At 63.5% G+C, this 17,399-nt stretch carries 16 protein-coding genes; 7 read left to right on the forward strand and 9 right to left on the reverse strand.

The genetic code is table 11. The annotated features are described in order from the left end of the window. Positions 1 to 134: 134 nt before the first annotated feature. The 3 genes from ACZM22_RS00445 to ppdK all read right to left on the reverse strand — a co-directional run bounded on the left by ACZM22_RS00445 (position 135) and on the right by ppdK (position 5,111). Positions 135 to 674 (reverse strand): DUF2284 domain-containing protein, encoded by a 540-nt coding sequence (locus ACZM22_RS00445; protein WP_489542746.1) that lies wholly within the window; start codon positions 672 to 674, stop codon positions 135 to 137. After that, positions 671 to 2,200 (reverse strand): ASKHA domain-containing protein, encoded by a 1,530-nt coding sequence (locus ACZM22_RS00450; RefSeq protein WP_489542747.1) that lies wholly within the window; start codon positions 2,198 to 2,200, stop codon positions 671 to 673. Before ACZM22_RS00450 ends, ACZM22_RS00445 begins: the two co-directional genes overlap by 4 nt. Positions 2,201 to 2,480: 280 nt before the next feature. Beyond that, complete coding sequence (gene ppdK / locus ACZM22_RS00455; RefSeq protein WP_489542748.1) at positions 2,481 to 5,111, reverse strand: pyruvate, phosphate dikinase; 2,631 nt, start codon at positions 5,109 to 5,111, stop codon at positions 2,481 to 2,483. Between the two features lie 264 nt (positions 5,112 to 5,375). Here ppdK and ACZM22_RS00460 point away from each other — a divergent pair, with 264 nt between their 5' ends. The 5 genes from ACZM22_RS00460 (at position 5,376) to ACZM22_RS00480 (ending at position 10,578) form a co-directional block, all read left to right on the forward strand. Continuing rightward, positions 5,376 to 6,227, forward strand: a complete 852-nt coding sequence (locus tag ACZM22_RS00460; protein WP_489542749.1) for a DNA polymerase III subunit delta' — start codon at positions 5,376 to 5,378, stop codon at positions 6,225 to 6,227. Continuing rightward, positions 6,224 to 7,591, forward strand: coding sequence for a PSP1 domain-containing protein (locus ACZM22_RS00465; RefSeq protein ID WP_489542750.1), 1,368 nt, complete (start codon positions 6,224 to 6,226; stop codon positions 7,589 to 7,591). Before ACZM22_RS00460 ends, ACZM22_RS00465 begins: the two co-directional genes overlap by 4 nt. A gap of 5 nt (positions 7,592 to 7,596) precedes the next feature. Beyond that, on the forward strand, positions 7,597 to 8,442 hold the full coding sequence (locus ACZM22_RS00470; protein ID WP_489542751.1) for an HAD-IIB family hydrolase: 846 nt from the start codon (positions 7,597 to 7,599) through the stop codon (positions 8,440 to 8,442). A gap of 152 nt (positions 8,443 to 8,594) precedes the next feature. Then, on the forward strand, positions 8,595 to 10,328 hold the full coding sequence (locus tag ACZM22_RS00475; protein WP_484438692.1) for a peptidoglycan DD-metalloendopeptidase family protein: 1,734 nt from the start codon (positions 8,595 to 8,597) through the stop codon (positions 10,326 to 10,328). Positions 10,329 to 10,398: 70 nt separating this feature from the next. After that, positions 10,399 to 10,578, forward strand: coding sequence for a hypothetical protein (locus ACZM22_RS00480; protein ID WP_483267277.1), 180 nt, complete (start codon positions 10,399 to 10,401; stop codon positions 10,576 to 10,578). Positions 10,579 to 10,710: 132 nt separating this feature from the next. On the opposite strand, the gene rpsT is transcribed toward ACZM22_RS00480, so the two are convergent. Continuing rightward, complete coding sequence (gene rpsT, locus ACZM22_RS00485) at positions 10,711 to 10,974, reverse strand: 30S ribosomal protein S20 (RefSeq protein ID WP_483267278.1); 264 nt, start codon at positions 10,972 to 10,974, stop codon at positions 10,711 to 10,713. 200 nt (positions 10,975 to 11,174) lie between these two features. On the opposite strand from rpsT, the gene gpr reads away from it, so the two are divergent. Both gpr and nadE read left to right on the forward strand, forming a co-directional pair. Continuing rightward, positions 11,175 to 12,071 carry a GPR endopeptidase gene (gpr, locus tag ACZM22_RS00490; protein WP_489542752.1) on the forward strand — a complete coding sequence of 299 codons (897 nt, stop codon included), beginning with the start codon at positions 11,175 to 11,177 and terminating at the stop codon, positions 12,069 to 12,071. Between the two features lie 66 nt (positions 12,072 to 12,137). Continuing rightward, entirely contained in the window at positions 12,138 to 12,908 is a 771-nt protein-coding gene (nadE, locus tag ACZM22_RS00495; RefSeq protein WP_483267280.1) for an NAD(+) synthase, read from the forward strand. 186 nt (positions 12,909 to 13,094) lie between these two features. On the opposite strand, the gene rnhA is transcribed toward nadE, so the two are convergent. The 5 genes from rnhA to gyrA all read right to left on the reverse strand — a co-directional run bounded on the left by rnhA (position 13,095) and on the right by gyrA (position 17,399). Beyond that, positions 13,095 to 13,532, reverse strand: a complete 438-nt coding sequence (gene rnhA / locus ACZM22_RS00500) for a ribonuclease HI (RefSeq protein ID WP_489542753.1) — start codon at positions 13,530 to 13,532, stop codon at positions 13,095 to 13,097. Next, entirely contained in the window at positions 13,529 to 13,696 is a 168-nt protein-coding gene (locus ACZM22_RS00505) for a hypothetical protein (RefSeq protein WP_489542754.1), read from the reverse strand. The genes rnhA and ACZM22_RS00505 overlap by 4 nt, the downstream gene beginning before the upstream one ends. Before the next feature lie 189 nt (positions 13,697 to 13,885). Continuing rightward, entirely contained in the window at positions 13,886 to 14,566 is a 681-nt protein-coding gene (gene tsaA, locus ACZM22_RS00510) for a tRNA (N6-threonylcarbamoyladenosine(37)-N6)-methyltransferase TrmO (protein WP_489542755.1), read from the reverse strand. A 2-nt stretch (positions 14,567 to 14,568) separates the two neighbouring features. Next, positions 14,569 to 14,910, reverse strand: a complete 342-nt coding sequence (locus ACZM22_RS00515; RefSeq protein ID WP_489542756.1) for a hypothetical protein — start codon at positions 14,908 to 14,910, stop codon at positions 14,569 to 14,571. Then, complete coding sequence (gene gyrA / locus ACZM22_RS00520; protein ID WP_489542757.1) at positions 14,907 to 17,399, reverse strand: DNA gyrase subunit A; 2,493 nt, start codon at positions 17,397 to 17,399, stop codon at positions 14,907 to 14,909. Before gyrA ends, ACZM22_RS00515 begins: the two co-directional genes overlap by 4 nt.

Raw genomic sequence — 17,399 nt, forward strand, 5'->3', positions numbered from 1 at the left:
GGCGCGGAATTCTCCTTGCCGAGAGAAAATAAAGCGGGCCGTCGGAGACGCCGGTCTGTCGGGAGGGTGCAGGCATAGGAAGCATAACAGGAGAGGGCCCCGATTTTCGCCGGGGCCCTCTCCTGTATCTCTATTCACCGCCGCAGGAACACGCAGCTGACGTAGGTGATGGTACGGGGGCCGTGGTAATACACCGCGCCGCAGGACTCACACACCTGACTCACCAGCAGGCCGTATGCCTCCATGGACGTGATGCGCTCCGCCGGAAAGCGGCAGGGCGCGTCGGGATAGGTGCAGGCGGCGCAGCGGCGGCAGGTCCCCGCGCCCATGGGCAGCACCGCGTCGCGGCCATACCGCTCCGCCAGCGTGCGGGTCAGAGCGGTGAACCGTTCCTTGTGGCGTTTTTCCGCGCCCATCATGGCCTCGTAGTCGAAGTCATCGGCCATGGCGCCCACCGTCTCCACCAGCACACCGTCGCCGTAGTCCGCCATGCGGCGGGCCATGTCCTCCAGCGAGGGGCAGGCAGGGGGGCAGCACCAGTTTCTGCCATAGCTGCGGCAACGGTCGGCGCGGCACATCTCCCGCACCTCCGGCCGGAAAACCAGCTGCTCCGCCCGCAGGGGGGCTGCCGCCTCAAAGCCCGCGGCGCGGGCCATGTCCAAAAGCGCCGTCATGATGTCACCTCCGAAAGGGTCATATCCTCCACAAAACGCTGCTGGAACACAGGGGAGGCGGAGAGGTCCACCAGCCGGGCAGCGGCGGCAATGGACACCGTCTCCGCTTCGAATCGGCGGGAGCACAGCAGCAGCGCCGCGCCCATGGCCGCCGTGTTGCCGGAGGGCCGGACGGCAGGGATCAGCTCGCGGGGCAGCAGGCCCACGGCGCCGGCGCTGTCCGGCGACAGCTTACAGCCGAAGCCGCCGGCCAGCCAGACCGTCTCCACCTCCGAGGCAGCGCGGCCCGCGGCGCGGAGCAGGGTGTCCACACCGGCACAGACAGCGGCCTTGGCCAGCTGGAACGACCGGATGTCCCGCCGCAGCAGGGACACGCTGCCGCTCAGGGGCAGGCTGTCGTCCTCCATGTAGCCGCTGTCCTCCACCAGCTCCAGCCGCCGCAGGGCGGCTACGGCGTCCAACAGGCCGGAACCGCACAGGCTGCGGGCCGTGCCGCCGCCAATGACGTGACAGCGCAGGGCGTTGTTTTCCACAGTCACGGCGTCAATGGCGCCGGTGACGGCGGCGCTGCCGCAGGAGATGCCCACGCCCTCAAAGGCGGGACCCGCCGCCGTGGCGCAGCAGTAGATGGTTCCGTCCGACAGAAGGGCCATCTCGCCATTGGTGCCCACGTCCGCCAGCAGGGCGGGGCCGCGGGCGTGGAGAATATCGCAGGCCAGCAGGCCGCAGGTGATGTCCGCGCCCACGTAGGCCGACAGGCAGGGGGGCAGGTACACCTGACAGTCCGCGCCCCAGTCAAGGCCCAGCTCCCGCGCGGGGACAGATTCGCCGAACAGATGCCGCGCCTGAAAGGGTGCAAGGGCAATGTCGCGGACATCGTAGCCCCGCAGCAGGTACAGCATGGCGGTGTTGCCGGTGATGACCGCGCCGCCCACATCGGACACGGGGCGGCCTGCCTGTCGGCACAGCTGATAGGCCAGGTCGCTGAGACACCGGACAATGCAGGCGCGCAGGGCGTCGCCCTGACCCGCCAGCGAGGCGTCCAGACGGGACACCACGTCCGCGCCGAACCGCTCCTGCGGGTTTTTGCAGGAGGCCACGCCCAAGCGGCAGCGGCGGTCCAGATCCCACAGGTAAGCGGCCACGGTAGTGGTGCCGATGTCCACGCAGATGCCCAGAGCGGCGGCCCACGGGTCCCATTCCAGCCGGTGCAGGGAGCCGCCGGTCTCCACCAGCAGACCGTCCTCCCGCGGGAGGGTCAGCTCCGCGTCGGGGCCGCAGATCCGGGCAAGGCAGGCAAGGCGCATACCCCGGGCCAGCTCCCGGGGTGGCAGCTGGGCCAGTTCCTCCGGCGCGGCGGGGGACAGGTCGCCGTGGGCCAGCACGCGGCACTTGCCGCAGCGGCCCTGCCCGCCGCAGGGATAGTCAGGGTACAGCCCCGCCTGGGCCAGCAGGCGGGCGGCGGGGATATTCTCACCGGTCCAGGCCAGCTCCGTCACGGTATCGCCGCTTCTAATGCGGATCATGGGCGGTCAGCTCCTCTCGTTTGCCGCCGTATCACGGCAGTCTCATATACAGCAGCAGCAGCACGGGGTCGGCTCTGTCACCGAATTCATGGACGGTTATGGGTCGTTCCTCTTATCACGGGGTGTCCGGTTTTGCCCCTATCCTACCACGGCGGCGGAAAAAACACAAGTGCCCGCCGTCGGCGGGGCGCTCAGCAGGTCCTTTGCAGGAGAGATGGCCGATGCCTGTAAAAAAAGAGCCCGAGTGCGGTACACTCGGACTCTTTTTGTTTCGCTGCGATTACTGCGCGTCCTTGATGGCAGCCTGTGCGGCGGCCAGACGGGCGATGGGCACACGGAAGGGGGAGCAGGACACATAGTCCAGACCCACCTTGTGGCAGAACTCCACGGAGGAGGGATCGCCGCCGTGCTCGCCGCAGATGCCCAGATGCAGCTCCGGACGGGTCTCGCGGCCCAGCTTGGCAGCCATCTTCACCAGCTTGCCAACACCGATCTGATCCAGCTTGGCGAACGGATCGCTCTCGTAGATCTTCTTGTCGTAGTAGGCGCCCAGGAACTTACCGGCGTCGTCGCGGCTGAAGCCGAAGGTCATCTGGGTCAGGTCGTTGGTGCCGAAGGAGAAGAACTCGGCCTCCTTGGCGATCTCGTCGGCGGTCAGGGCCGCGCGGGGGATCTCGATCATGGTGCCCACCAGGTACTTCATGTTCATGCCGGCGGCGGCCAGCTCCTCGTCAGCAGTCTTGACGACCACGTCCTTGACGTACTTCAGCTCCTTGACCTCGCCCACCAGCGGGATCATGATCTCGGGGACCATGTTCCAGTCAGGGTGCTTCTTCTGCACGTTGATGGCGGCGCGGATGACGGCACGGGTCTGCATCACGGCGATCTCCGGGAAGGTAACAGCCAGACGGCAGCCGCGGTGGCCCATCATGGGGTTGAACTCGTGCAGGGAGGCGATGATGGCCTTGATGTCGGCAACGGACTTGCCCATATCCTTGGCCAGCAGCTCGATGTCGTGCTCCTCGGTGGGAACGAACTCGTGCAGAGGGGGATCCAGGAAACGGATGGTGACGGGGCAGCCCTCCATGGCCTCGTAGATGCCCTCGAAGTCGCCCTGCTGCATGGGCAGCAGCTTGGCCAGAGCCTTCTCGCGCTGCTCCACGGTGTCGGAGCAGATCATCTCGCGGATGGCGGCGATACGGTCGCCCTCGAAGAACATATGCTCGGTACGGCACAGACCGATGCCCTGCGCGCCCAGCTCACGGGCCTTGGCGGCGTCGTGGGGGGTATCGGCGTTGGTGCGGACCTGCAGACGGCGGAACTTGTCGGCCCAGGCCATGATGCGGCCGAAGTCGCCGCCCACGCTGGCGTCCACGGTGGGCATAGCGCCGTCGTAGATGCTGCCGGTGGAACCGTCCAGGCTCAGCCAGTCGCCCTCGTGATAGGTCTTGCCGGCCAGAGTGAACTGCTTGTTTGCCTCGTCCATGTTGATCTCGCCGCAGCCGGAGACGCAGCACTTGCCCATGCCGCGGGCCACAACGGCGGCGTGAGAGGTCATACCGCCGCGGACAGTCAGGATGCCCTGAGCGGCCTTCATGCCCTCAATGTCCTCGGGAGAGGTCTCCAGACGGACCAGAACCACCTTTTCACCGCGGGCAGCCCATTCCTTGGCGTCCTCGGCGTTGAACACGATCTTGCCGCAGGCAGCGCCGGGGGAGGCGGGCAGAGCCTTACCCACAGGCTCGGTGGCCTTCAGGGCCTTGGGGTCGAACTGGGGATGCAGCAGGGTATCCAGATTGCGGGGATCGATCATGGCGACAGCCTGCTGCTCGGAGATCATGCCCTCGTCCACCAGGTCGCAGGCGATCTTCAGGGCGGCGGGAGCGGTCCGCTTGCCGTTGCGGCACTGCAGCATGTACAGCTTACCGTGCTCCACGGTGAACTCCATGTCCTGCATGTCGCGGTAGTGATCCTCCAGGATATTGCAGACCTTGACGAACTCGTCATAGGCCTCGGGGAACTTCTGGGCCATCTCAGCGATGGGCATGGGGGTACGCACACCGGCCACCACATCCTCGCCCTGGGCGTTGGTCAGGAACTCGCCCATCAGCTTCTTCTCGCCGGTGGCGGGGTCACGGGTAAACGCAACGCCGGTGCCGCAGTCGTCGCCCATGTTGCCGAAGGCCATGGACTGGACGTTGACGGCGGTGCCCCAGGAGTAGGGGATGTCGTTGTCGCGGCGGTACACGTTGGCGCGGGGGTTGTCCCAGGAACGGAACACGGCCTTGATGGCGCCCACCAGCTGCTCCTTGGGATCGGTGGGGAACTCCTCGCCGATCTTGGCCTTGTACTCGGCCTTGAACTGCATGGCCAGCTCCTTCAGGTCAGCGGCGTCCAGCTCCACGTCCTGCGTCACGCCCTTCTTGGTCTTCATGGCGTCGATCAGCTGCTCGAAATACTTCTTGCCGACCTCCATGACCACGTCAGAGTACATCTGGATAAAGCGGCGGTAGCAGTCCCAGGCCCAGCGGGGGTTGTTGGACTTCTTGGCGATGACATCCACCACGTCCTCGTTCAAGCCCAGGTTCAGGATGGTATCCATCATACCGGGCATGGAAGCGCGGGCGCCGGAGCGGACGGAGACCAGCAGGGGATTCTCGTGATCGCCGAACTTCTTGCCGGTGATCTTCTCCATCTTCTCGATATACTCCATGATCTCGGCCATGATCTCGGCGTTGATCTGGCGGCCATCCTCATAATACTGGGTGCAGGCTTCGGTGGTGATGGTGAAGCCCTGGGGAACGGGCAGGCCGATGTTGGTCATCTCAGCCAGGTTCGCGCCCTTACCGCCCAGCAGCTCGCGCATCTTCGCGTTGCCTTCGGTAAACAGGTAACAATACTTCTTGCTCATGGTAGTCCCTCCATCTATCAATATAGTTGTACCAAACGATGAGAACGTTTCTTATTATAGTCATATTTCCCTCCAAAAGCAAGCCTATTCCCAAATTTTTCTGTTTTTTTGCAATTGGTTTCTATTCATGGTGGGAAAGAGGGTCACAGGAAACATTTTCCCCGCAATCCTGCGAATAAAACTTGCCTGTCCCGCTTTTTCTGTGTTATACTGATACATTAGAATAATAGGGCTGTCAGGCCCCGCAGAGGAAAGGAGAGCGCCATGGCCCAGCTTCCGGCAGAAAACAGCACACTGGCCCGGGCGGTACGCCGCGCGGCGGAGCAGGGACGGCTGAGCCACGCCATCGTGCTCTCCGGCGACGGCGATCTGCTGGACGCGGCGCGGTTCATCGCTGCGTCCCACGTCTGCGAGGAGGAGAGCAAGCCCTGTCTCCGATGCCGCCACTGCCGCAAGGTGCTGGAGGGCATCCACCCCGACGTCACGGTGGTACGCGACACGGAGCATCGGGAGCTGACGGTGGACGCGGTACGCGCCCTGCGGCAGGATGTGTACATCCGGCCCAACGAGGCGGCGCGGAAGGTGTACATCATCGCCGACAGCCATCAGCTCAACGAGCGGGACCAGAACGTGCTGCTGAAGATCGTGGAGGAGGGGCCGCCCTACGCCGCCTTTGTCTTCTGCACGGACAGCCCCTCGGCGCTGCTGGAGACGGTGCGCTCCCGCTGCGTGCTGCTGAAGTACGATGCCGTGTCGGAGGACGCCCTGCCGCCGGAAGCAGAGCAGCTGTGCCGTGCCTTCGCCCGGGGAAAGGTGCTGCCGGTGACAACGTATCTGGTGGCTCTGGAGAACCGGCGGATGAAGCGGGAGGAACTGCGGGACGTGCTGCGGAGCGCGTGGTGCGCCGCGGCGGAGGCACTGCTGCTGCAGATGGGCAAGCAGACGCCAGATCCCGCCTGCGGCGAGACGGCCCAAGCGCTGGCCCGTGGCCTGACGGCCCGACAGCTCCGGCAGCTGACGGCGCTGCTGGAGAAATACAGCGGCGAATGTGAATACAATGTGGGCGCGGGCCATGTTCTTGGTGCCCTCGCCGTAGAATGGGAGGAACTTCTATGACAACTGTGGTTTCCGTCCGCTTTCGCAGCGGCTGCAAAACCTATTTCTTTGACCCCAGGGAGCTGACGGTGGAGGCCGGTCAGGACATCATCGTGGAGACGGCCCAGGGCCCCGAATTCGCCCAGTGCAGTCAGGGCAACCATGAGGTGCCGGACCAGCAGGTGGTGCAGCCGCTGCGGGCGGTACTGCGCATCGCCACCGATAACGACCGCCACACCGCCGCTTACAACCGCGGGCGGGAAAAGGAGGCCTTCGAGATCTGCCAGAAGAAGATCGCCCAGCACAAGCTGGAGATGAAGCTGGTGCGGGTGGAGTGCAGCTTCGACGGTTCCAAGATCCTGTTCTTCTTCACCGCCGACGGCCGCGTGGACTTCCGCGAGCTGGTGAAGGATCTGGCCGGCGTGTTCCGCGCCCGCATCGAGCTGCGGCAGATCGGCGTCCGCGACGAGGCCAAGATGCTGGGCGGACTGGGCATCTGCGGCAGGCCCTTCTGCTGCGCCCAGTTTATGGACGAGTTCCTGCCGGTGTCCATCAAGATGGCCAAGACCCAGAACCTGTCCCTGAACCCCACCAAGATCTCCGGCACCTGCGGCCGCCTGATGTGCTGCCTGAAGTACGAGCAGGACGCCTACGAGGACGCCGTGAAGCGCATGCCCAAGAACGATTCCTTCGTGCTGACGCCGGACGGCCCGGGCAACGTCAGCGACGTGAACCTGCTGAAGGAGACGGTGAATGTCCGGCTGGACGACCGAACCGACGGCTCCCGCTGCTACCACAACTGCGAGGTGTGCGTCCTGCGCAACGGCAAGGGCAGCCGCGACGGCATCGTTATCCCCGACCGGCGGCCGGAGCGGTACGTGGAACCGGAGAAGGAGGACGATATGCCTCCCATCAGCTTCATCAGCGACTTCACGCCTCCGTCGGAGCACGGCGAGGACGGCGGCGGTGAGAAGCGCCGCCGCCGGAACCGCAGCGGACGCGGCGGCAAAAAGTCCGAGGGTGCTGCCGCGCCGGAGAAGCGGACCGAGAAGTCTGCCCGTCCGGACAAGCCCGCCAAGGCGGAGCGTCCCGCTAAGCCCGATAAGCCGGAAAAGGCTGATAGACCTGCGGCAGGGGACAAGCAGTCCTCCCGTCAGGGCGGCAGTCGCCGCCGTGGACGCCGCGGCGGAAGCGGCGCACCGGCCGGCGCCAATACCAGTGCTGATATTGCGAATACCCCGCCCGCAGCGCCCCGTCCTCCCAGGAAGCCCCAGCCGGAGGGACAGAACGGCAGCGGCGAGCAGAAAAAGCGCCCCCGTCATCGTGGCGGACGCCGCCGCGGCGGAAGCGGCGGCAATAAGCCCACTTCGGGCTCGGAGGTTTGATCACCATGGGAAAATTTAGCGGTCTGCTGCTGGCCAGTGACTATGACAACACTTTGACCTACACCGAGGAAGCGCTGCGGCTGTGCCAGCCCATGCCGCCGGTGCCCGACGCCAATCAGGAGGCCATCCGCTACTTCATGAGTGAGGGCGGCATCTTCTCCGTAGCCACGGGACGGGCCAAGCCTGCTTTCGAGCGGGTGGCCGCAGACGTGCCCATGAACGGCCCCACCATCCTGTTCAACGGCGCAGCCATCTACGACTTCCCCGCTGGAAAATACCTGTGTGAGGCGTTTCTGCCGGACGAGGCCAAGGACTGCATCCAGCAGGTCATCGGCGCCCTGCCGTTCTCGGCGGTGGAGCTGTATCACGACAACAACGACATCCACGCCTTGCAGCCCAACGATGTGACCCGCCGCCACCTGCACATCACCCATTCGCCCACGGTGTTCGTGGACAGCATGACGGAGGTGCCGTCCCCCATCAGCAAGGCCCTTTTCTCCACGGAGCCGGAAAATCAACCGGCGCTGCTGGACTTCCTCCGCGCCCAGCCCTGGTACGACCGGTACGAGATCGTGGCCAGCAGCTCCTCGCTGGTGGAGCTGACGGCCAAGGGCGCCAACAAGGGCGGCATGGTCCGCCGCCTGGCGGAGCTGCTGGGCATCCGGCAGGAGAATGTGGCCTGCGTAGGGGACCACGCCAACGACATCTCCATGCTGAACTGGGCGGGTATGGCCTTCGCCCCCGCCAACGCGCTGCCCCAGGTGTTGGCCCTGCCCCAGGTGTACAAGCTGCCGGACTGCCGCGACAACGCCATCGCCGCCCTGATTCAGGTGCTGGACGAAAAATACTGAGCGATACGTTCGCAGAAAGGCGTCCCGAAGGGCCGCCTTTCTGTCTTTTTCCGGCCCGCCGCGGCATTGTTCACAATTTTTTGCTTGACGCACAGGAGGAAACAAGGTATGATACATTTTGTAACGATTTTGTAACCTTTAGGTGATACCCCATGAAACAGCAATTGGAACAAGAGAATAAACAGGAAAATACCGTCCACGATCCCAACAGGGAACACATGACGCTGTCCGCTCTGTGGCAGCTATGGATGGACAATCTGAAAAGCTGGCGGCAGTACCGCGACGAGCATCCCGACCTGTTCACCCTGAACCTGCAGGCAGGCTTGCGGCACATCGCCGCCTGGTTCCGTCAGGTGGGGGGCAGCGCCCACCATCTGGTGGACGAGAACCGCCACAGCAGCTTTCCCGAGTCGGAGCACGGCGCGGCCCAGCTGTTCCTGTTCTTCTGGAACAGCCTGTCCCGCCTGGGAGCCAGTCTCCGCGAGCGGGCCCGCAACGCCCGCAAAAAGCTGATCCGCGCCAGCGACCGCCGCCGCAGCTACTTTGAGAAGCTGAAGCTGCATCCGGTGGCCTTTCTGGCCAGCGCCATGGGGCTGGCCGCCGCCGCCACGGTGCTGTCCCTCTATACCGTGGGCGCCCACGCCGTCTACGACGGCACAGATCTGGGCGTCGTGTCCTCCCAGCACGCCGTGGAGCTGGCGGTGTCGGAGGTGGAGAGCATCACCCGCGAGACGCTGCATGACAGCAGCTACACGGTGGACCAGTCCCTGCTTACCACGGAGACGGGTGTCTACCTCCGCAAGGACGTGATCGGCGAGGAGGAATTCAGCAGCGAGCTCACTGACCAGCTGGGGCTGGTGGAATACGCCTACGTCCTGTATGTGGACGGGGAAAAGGTGGTGGCCACCACGTTCCCCGGCGCGCTGGATGACATTCTGAACCAGCTGAAGCTGGGCTACCAGACGGAGGACACGGTGGACGCCTACTTCGTGGAGGACGTGGAGATACGGCAGGAGTATGTGGATTCCTCCTACGTCATGAACCTGGGCTACATCGCCGAGATCCTCAACGAGACCAAGGAGGGCGAGGTCACCTGCACCGTCAAGAAGGGCGACAGCTATTACAGCATCGCCGATGAATACGGCCTGTCGGTGGACGCCCTGATGAAGCTGAACCCCGGCTACGATCCCAAGATCCTGCGGGTGGGCGATGTGCTGACCATCAGCAACGCCGTACCCTATCTGACTGTGGTGAACGTGGAGCGGCAGCGCTACGTTCAGGACGTGCCCTACCCCGTGGAGTACACCGACGATGCCTCCATGTATCAGGGCGAGTATAAGGTCACATCCCCGGGCGTGTACGGCAAGGCCGACATCACCGCCAACGTCACCTATATCAACGGCACCGAGACGGAGCGCCAGATCGTGGCCAGCGCCACGCTGTCCCAGCCCGTGACGGAGTATCAGATCCGCGGCACCAAGGAGCGTCCCTCCTGGTTCCCCACCGGCAGCTTCGGCTGGCCCTGCAGCGGCGTCATCACCTCCTACTTCGGCGCGCGCAACACCGGTATCCGCGGCGCCAGCACCTATCACGAGGCCATCGACATCGCCAACAGCTACGGCACGCCGATCTACGCCTCCGACGGCGGCACCGTCATCTACGCCGGCTGGATGGGCGGCTACGGCTATCTGGTGAAGATCGACCACGGCAACGGCTATGTCACCTATTACGGCCACAACAGCTCGCTGCTGGTGTCCGTGGGCGAGCATGTCCACAAGGGCCAGCAGGTCGCCCGCATGGGCTCCACCGGCGTGTCCAGCGGCAACCACTGCGACTTCCGCATCCAGCTGAACGGTACGTTCCTCAATCCGCTGAACTATCTGTGATGCCCCTTGCAAAAAGAAGAAAATATGCTATAATGGGCGCAGATACGGCTACTTGGAATGAGGTGAGATGATGAAAAAGCTGTCCTGCCTGCTGGCGCTGCTGTGCTGCATGATGATGAGCCTGTCCGTTGCCTACGCCAGCCCCCTGACCGGTGATACCAGCAACATGGGCCTGTGGATCGCCATGGTGGTCATCGCTGTGGTGCTTCTGGTGGTGCTGGTCATCATGGGAAAAAAGAAGAAACGGTGATCAAAACATAAAAGACTCCCGCAGCTACGCTGCGGGAGTCTTTTTGTGTTGTTGCGAGCTTCCGGCAGGGGGCAAGACCCTCCGGACAAAGCAAAACGGGCATCCTTTCGGATACCCGTTGAGTTTGGTGCATCAACCGATCTTGTTGAGCTTCAGCGTCAGCGCGCTCTTCTTGTGGGCCGCGTTGTTCTTGTGCAGCAGACCCTTGGCAGCAGCCTTATCGATCGCCTTGACTGCGACTTTGTAAGTGCCCTCGGCCTCGGTGCGATTGCCTTCAACGGCAGCAGCCTCGAACTTCTTGATAGCAGTCTTCAGTGCGGACTTATTGGCTTTGTTGCGAGCATTTCTCGCCTCTGCCACCAGAACACGCTTCTTAGCAGACTTGATATTCGGCAAACCAAACACCTCCCCGACATCAGATTTTTTTGCGTGAAAAATAAGACTTCCACGCAGGATGATATTTTAGCATCATTGGTCCGAAAATGCAAGACTTTTTTACAATTTTGGCTCAGGTTTTCGCATAAATCCATTTCAGGCGGCCATGCTACCTGTAAGCCACAACATTTTGTGTTCAGAAAGGAGCGTCCGCCACAAAAATGACCGTACCACGTACCGATCTGGCGCTGGAGGCTGCCGACGATCTGGCCGCCCGCGCCAAAAAATTTTCTCTGCCGGAGGGTATCCAGCGGCTGGAAAGCCTTCAGGAGGGCTATCCCGTCACCGACATCCGCGTCACCGGCGAAGGCGCCCGGACTCTGGGCAAGCCCGCAGGCCGCTATATCACCGTAGACCTGACCCCCTGCTTCCAGCGGCAGCAGGCGTTTTTTCACCGCGCCGTCTGGTGTATCGCCTATCAGCTGCGCGCCCTGCTGCCCCACGTGGGGCGCCGTTCTCAGGTCCTGGTAGTGGGGCTGGGCAACCGTGCCATGACCCCCGACGCCATTGGTCCCATCGCCGTGGAGAACCTGCTGGTGACACGGCACATGGTCCGCGCACTGCCCCGCCAGTTCCAGGGCTTCACCCCTGTCTCTGCCCTGTGCACCGGCGTACTGGCCCGCACGGGGCTGGAGACGCTGGAGCTGATACAGGGTGCGGCGGCCCACATCCGGCCCGCCGCCGTCATCGCCATCGACGCCCTGGCCGCCCGCAGCCGCCAGCGGCTATGCGCCACGGTGCAGCTCAGCGACACTGGCCTGATCCCCGGCTCCGGTGTGGGCAACCACCGCCGCGCCGTGGACCGTGCCGCTCTGGGCGTGCCGGTGATCGCCGTAGGCGTGCCCACGGTCATCGACGGGGCCACCCTGTGCGCCGACCTGCTGGAGGAGGCAGGCCGACCGCAGCAGGACCTGTCCGGCCGCGGCGCAGATCTGTTCGTGACGCCCCAGGACATCGACCAGCGGGTGACGGAGCTGGGCCGCATAGTGGGCTACGGCATCACCCTGGCCCTTCAACGGGGCCTGACGCTGGAGGATGTCACCGGTCTGCTGGGATAACTCTTGCAAATGCCTCTCTTCCGCGCTACAATAGCACCAGAAAAAAAGGGAAGGGAGGACCCTCTTATGGAATTTAACCCCCAACTGCAATTGGTCGGCCTTCTGGAGTGGATGCACACCCAGATGGAAGCCTGCCACGGCCGCACCGCCGTCATCGGCATCTCCGGCGGCAAGGACAGCTCCACCGTGGCGGCGCTGGCCGCCGCCGCCTATGGCCGCGATCATGTGTACGGTGTCCTGATGCCCAACGGCGTCCAGCCGGACATCGACTACTCCCAGGCGCTGGTAGAGCACCTGCAGATCCCCCACTGCACCATCAATATCCACGATGCGGTGCAGGGCGTGCTGACGGAGATGGAGCGGGCGGGCCTGACGCCCAGCCGCCAGACCGTCGTGAACCTGCCCAGCCGCATCCGCATGTCTACGCTGTATGCCGTAGCCCAGTCGCTGGACGCCGGCGTGGTCATCAACACCAGCAACCTGTCGGAGGACTGGGTGGGGTACTGCACCATCTATGGCGACAGCGCCGGCGCCTTCTCGCCGCTGGGCATGTACACCACCGAGGAGGTCATTGCGCTGGGCCGCCAGCTGGGTCTGCCGGAGAAGTTCCTCATCAAGCCGCCCTCCGACGGTCTTACCGGTCTCACCGATGAGGACAATCTGGGCTTCACCTATCACGCGGTGAACGAGTACGTCCGCCGCGGAACGGTGGATCCCGCCATCAAGGAGCAGATCGACGACAGGCACCGCGTCAGCCGCTTCAAGTTCCAGACCATCCCCGTGTATCACAATGGGCTCCCCATGGCGCTGGAGGAAGAAACGGACTACTATAAATAAAAAACGTGAGGAAACCAACACAGGAAAAGCCCCGCCGAACGGCGGGGCTTTTCCTGTGTGTTTTGTGTGTTAGGAGAGAGAGAAAATCACATAAGGAAGGGAAGTTCCTTTGGATGATGCTATATTACCCGCCAAAATTGGCTGAATCATGAATCACCCGTGAACTTTTTGTGAATTCCCCCGATTTTACGCGAATTTTTTGCTCTCCGCCACGGCCATCTGGTCGCAGCGGTTGTTTTTCTCGTTCTCCGCGTGGCCCTTGACCCAGTGATAGCGCATCTCGTGGCGGTCCGTCAGGGCCAGCAGCCGCTCCCACAGGTCGGGGTTCAGCGCAGGCTTCTTGTCGGACTTGATCCAGCCCCGCTTCTGCCAGCCCTTTGCCCAACCCTTGGACAGGCCGTCGATGACGTACTTGGAGTCGGAATACAGCTCCACCACGCAGGGCTCCTTCAGGATATCCAGCGCCTCGATGACGGCGGTGAGCTCCATGCGGTTGTTGGTGGTATCCGCCGCGCCGCCGGACAGCTCCTTCTCCGTGTCCTTGTACCGGAGGATGGCTCCCCAGCCCCCGGGCCCGGGATTGCCGCTGCAAGCGCCGTCGGTGTAGATAGTTACAGTTTTCATTTAGATATCGTTCCTCGCTGCCGCGCCATGCTTTTGCCTGCTTTGTCCGACGGCGCTTGCCTGTCATCCCCGAGCGGTTGCCGCGCCAGCGGCGAGCGAGTGGGGACATTTTTCAAAGCGGCGAAGCCAGCTTTGCCGTCGGTGTAGATAGTTACAGTTTTCATATGGCTGCTCCTCGCCGTCCTGCTATTCTCCTGTCCCATCTATCCGACGGCGCTTGCTTGTCATCCCCGAGCGGTTGCCGCGCCAGCGGCGAGCGAGTGGGGACATTTTTCAAAGCGGCGAAGCCAGCTTTGCCGTCGGTGTAGATAGTTACTGTTTTCATATGGCTGCTCCTCGCCGTTTCTCCGATTTCATAGGCGTTCTTCCACGCCCAGAACGGTCAGCACATCGCCCTCCACGCGGAAGCGGACGTTGCGCCCACCGTAGGCCATACCGTAGACCCGCTGGGGATCGTCCTGATACCGCGGCCGCGGGTCGTTGGCCAGCACGGACAGCAGCCCCTGCCGCTGCTCCGGCGGCACCGCCGCCAGCAGCGGCTCTGGGCACGCCACCCGCAGCTTCTCACCGGCCAGCCCCGCCGTGAAGCCGCCTGCGGCCTCCGGATGGCTGTCGGTATATGCCAGATAGGGCTTGATGTCGAAGATCGGCGTCCCGCTGACCAGATCGGCCCCCCGCACATGGAGCACCGGTCCCTCCGGCGTGTCCCACTGGATGCGCTCCAGCACCACGGAGGACAGTCCCAGCCCGTTGGGCCGGAAGGGGGAGCGGGTGGCGAACACGCCCATGCGGGCGTTGCCTCCCAGCCGCGGCGGCCGGACAGTAGGGGACCATCCCTGCCGCAGGGCGCGGTCAAACTGCCAGATCAGCCAGATATGGGAGAATTCCTCCAGCCCCCGCAGCGCTGCCGGGTCGCGGTACGCCGGCGCAAACACAATGCGTCCGGAGCAGTCGGCCACGCCGCTCTGCCGCGGCACGCCGAACTTCTCGGCAAAGGGCGTCTCGATGTGTGCGATCGGTGTGATGTCCGCCATAGTCAGCGCTCCCGCAGGCCCGTGTCGGTGAGATGAGCCGTAATGTCCTTGGGCAGGCGCAGCAGCCGCACCAGTTCACCGGCGGCGATAACCACCATCCCCGCCACGATAATGTAGATATTCTGCACGGTACTGGCGGTCAGAAACATGGCCAGCAGCACCAGCAGCAGGCCCATGTTGATGCGTCCGTTGCCCTCCTCGATCTTCTGGAGGGTCTCGTCCTTCTCATACACCACCTTGTTGTACACGAACCGTGTCTTGGCTGCCGCGTTGTGGTACAGCGTCTTGGTAAAGTACTGCCAGCGGGTCAGGGGCACCATGGCTTCCCGCGGCGCGCTGCTCATACCGTCTCCTCCGGCGCGTCAGCCTTCTCCTCGTGGTCAGCCAGCGCCATGGAGATGACGCGGTCGCCCTCCTCCTTGAAGCGCATGACGATAACGCCCTGCGTGGCGCGGCCCGCCACGCGGATGTTCTCCACCGGCGTGCGGATCAGGATGCCCGCCGCCGTCACCAGCAGCAGATCCTCGGTGCCGTCCACCACCTTGATGCCCACGATAGGCCCGGTCTTTTCCGTGACCATGTAGTTGCGGATACCCAGACCGCCGCGGTTCGTGATGCGGTACTCCTCCACCGGCGTGCGCTTGCCGAAGCCCCGCTCCGTGATGGACAGGACCGTCTTGTCCGCGTCGGCACGGGCAGCGCCCACCACGTAGTCGCCGTCCCGCAGGCGGATACCGCGGACGCCCACAGCGATGCGGCCCATGGCGCGCACGTCCGTCTCGTCGAAGCACACCGCCTGTCCGTCGTGGGTGGCAATGAGCATCCGGTCGTGGCCGCGGGTCTCCACTACGGAGATGAGCTCATCGCCCTCATCCAGCGTCAGGGCGCGGATGCCGTTATTCCGCAGGTTCTTCAGGGCGCTGACCTCCAGACGCTTCACGGTGCCGTTCCGCGTGGTCATGAACAGGTACAGCTCGTCCTCCGACTGCTCACGGAAGTGCAGCATGGCCTGTACCCGCTCGCCCGTCTCCACCTGCAGGATGTTGACGATATTGGTACCCTTGGCGGTCTTGCCGCTCTCCGGGATCTGATAGCCCTTCTTGCGGTAGACCTTGCCGGTGTCGGTAAAGAACAGGATATAGTCGTGGGTAGACGCGGTAAACACATCCACCACGGTGTCCTCCTCACGGGTGGTAATGCCCTTCTTACCCATGCCGCCCTTGCTCTGGGCGGCGTACTCGGATACCGGTGTGCGCTTGATGTAGCCGTTCTCCGTCAGGGTAAAGACGCACTGCTCCTCCTCAATGAGATCCTCGATGTCCAGCTCGTCCTCCACGTCCTGGATCTCGGTCTTGCGGTCGTCACCGTACTTGTCGGCAATGGCGGTGAGTTCCTCCTTGAGGATGGACTTCACCAGATTCTCGTCGTTGAGGATACGCAGGAAGTAGGCGATCTTCTCCTCCAGCTCCTTGTACTCCGTCTGCAGCTTCTCGCGGTCCAGACCCTGCAAGGCCTTGAGGCGCATATCCAGAATGGCCTGCGCCTGCACGTCGTCCAGCCCGAAGCGGGTCATCAGATTCTCCTTGGCGTTGTCGTAGCTGCTGCGGATGATATGGATGACCTCGTCGATGTTGTCCTGTGCGATGAGCAGACCCTCCAGCAGGTGGGCGCGCTCCTCCGCCTTTTTCAGGTCGTACCGTGTCCGCCGGACGATGATCTCCTCCTGGAACTTCAGATACTCGTCGATGATGTGTCGCAGGGAGAGGATCTTCGGCTGCCGCTGGTTCTCCACCAGCGCCAGCATGTTGATGGCAAACGTGGTCTGGAGCTGGGTCTGGGCGAACAGGCGGTTCAGCACCACCTGCGGATTGGCGTCGCGCTTCAGCTCAATGACCATGCGCATACCGTTCCGGTCGGATTCGTCGCGGATGTCGGAGATGCCTTCGATGCGCTTGTCCTCCACCTGATCGGCGATGGCCTTGATGAGCATCCGCTTGTTCACCTGATACGGCAGCTCCGTGAAGATGATACGGGTGCGGCCGTTTCCGAACTCCTCGAACTCGTGACGGGCGCGGACCATCAGGCGGCCCCGTCCGGTGGCGTAGGCGGCGCGAATGCCGCTGCGGCCCATGATGATACCCTTCGTGGGGAAGTCGGGGCCCTTGACGTGCTCCATCAGATCGCTGAGGGTGGCGTTGGGGTCATCCAGCACGCAGATGCACGCGCCGATGACCTCCCGCAGGTTGTGGGGCGGGATATTGGTGGCCATACCCACGGCGATGCCGCTGGAGCCGTTGACCAGCAGGTTCGGGAAGCGGCAGGGCAGGACGCGGGGCTCCTTGCGGCTCTCATCGAAGTTGGGGTCCCAGTCCACCGTGTCCTTCTCGATGTCACGCAGCATCTCATTGGAAATTTTGCTCAGCCGCGCCTCGGTGTAACGGTAGGCGGCAGGGGGGTCGCCATCCACGGAGCCGAAGTTGCCGTGGCCGTCCACCAGCGTGTAGCGCATGGAGAAGTCCTGCGCCAGACGCACCAGCGCGTCGTACACGGAGGCGTCACCGTGGGGGTGATACCGGCCCAGCACGTCGCCCACGCAGGTGGCGGACTTCTTAAAGGGCTTGTCAGAGGTCAGGTTGTCCTCGTACATGGCGTAGAGGATACGCCGGTGTACAGGCTTCAGACCGTCCCGCACGTCGGGCAGGGCGCGGCCCACGATGACAGACATGGCATATTCGATATAGGATCTTTCCATCTCCGGGACCAGCGGGGACTCCACAATGTGCTGGTCGGGGAAGCGGATCTCCGCAGGGTCGTATTGGGGCTTTTTGCTCAT

The sequence above is a fragment of the Vescimonas sp. genome (genome assembly GCF_057856985.1).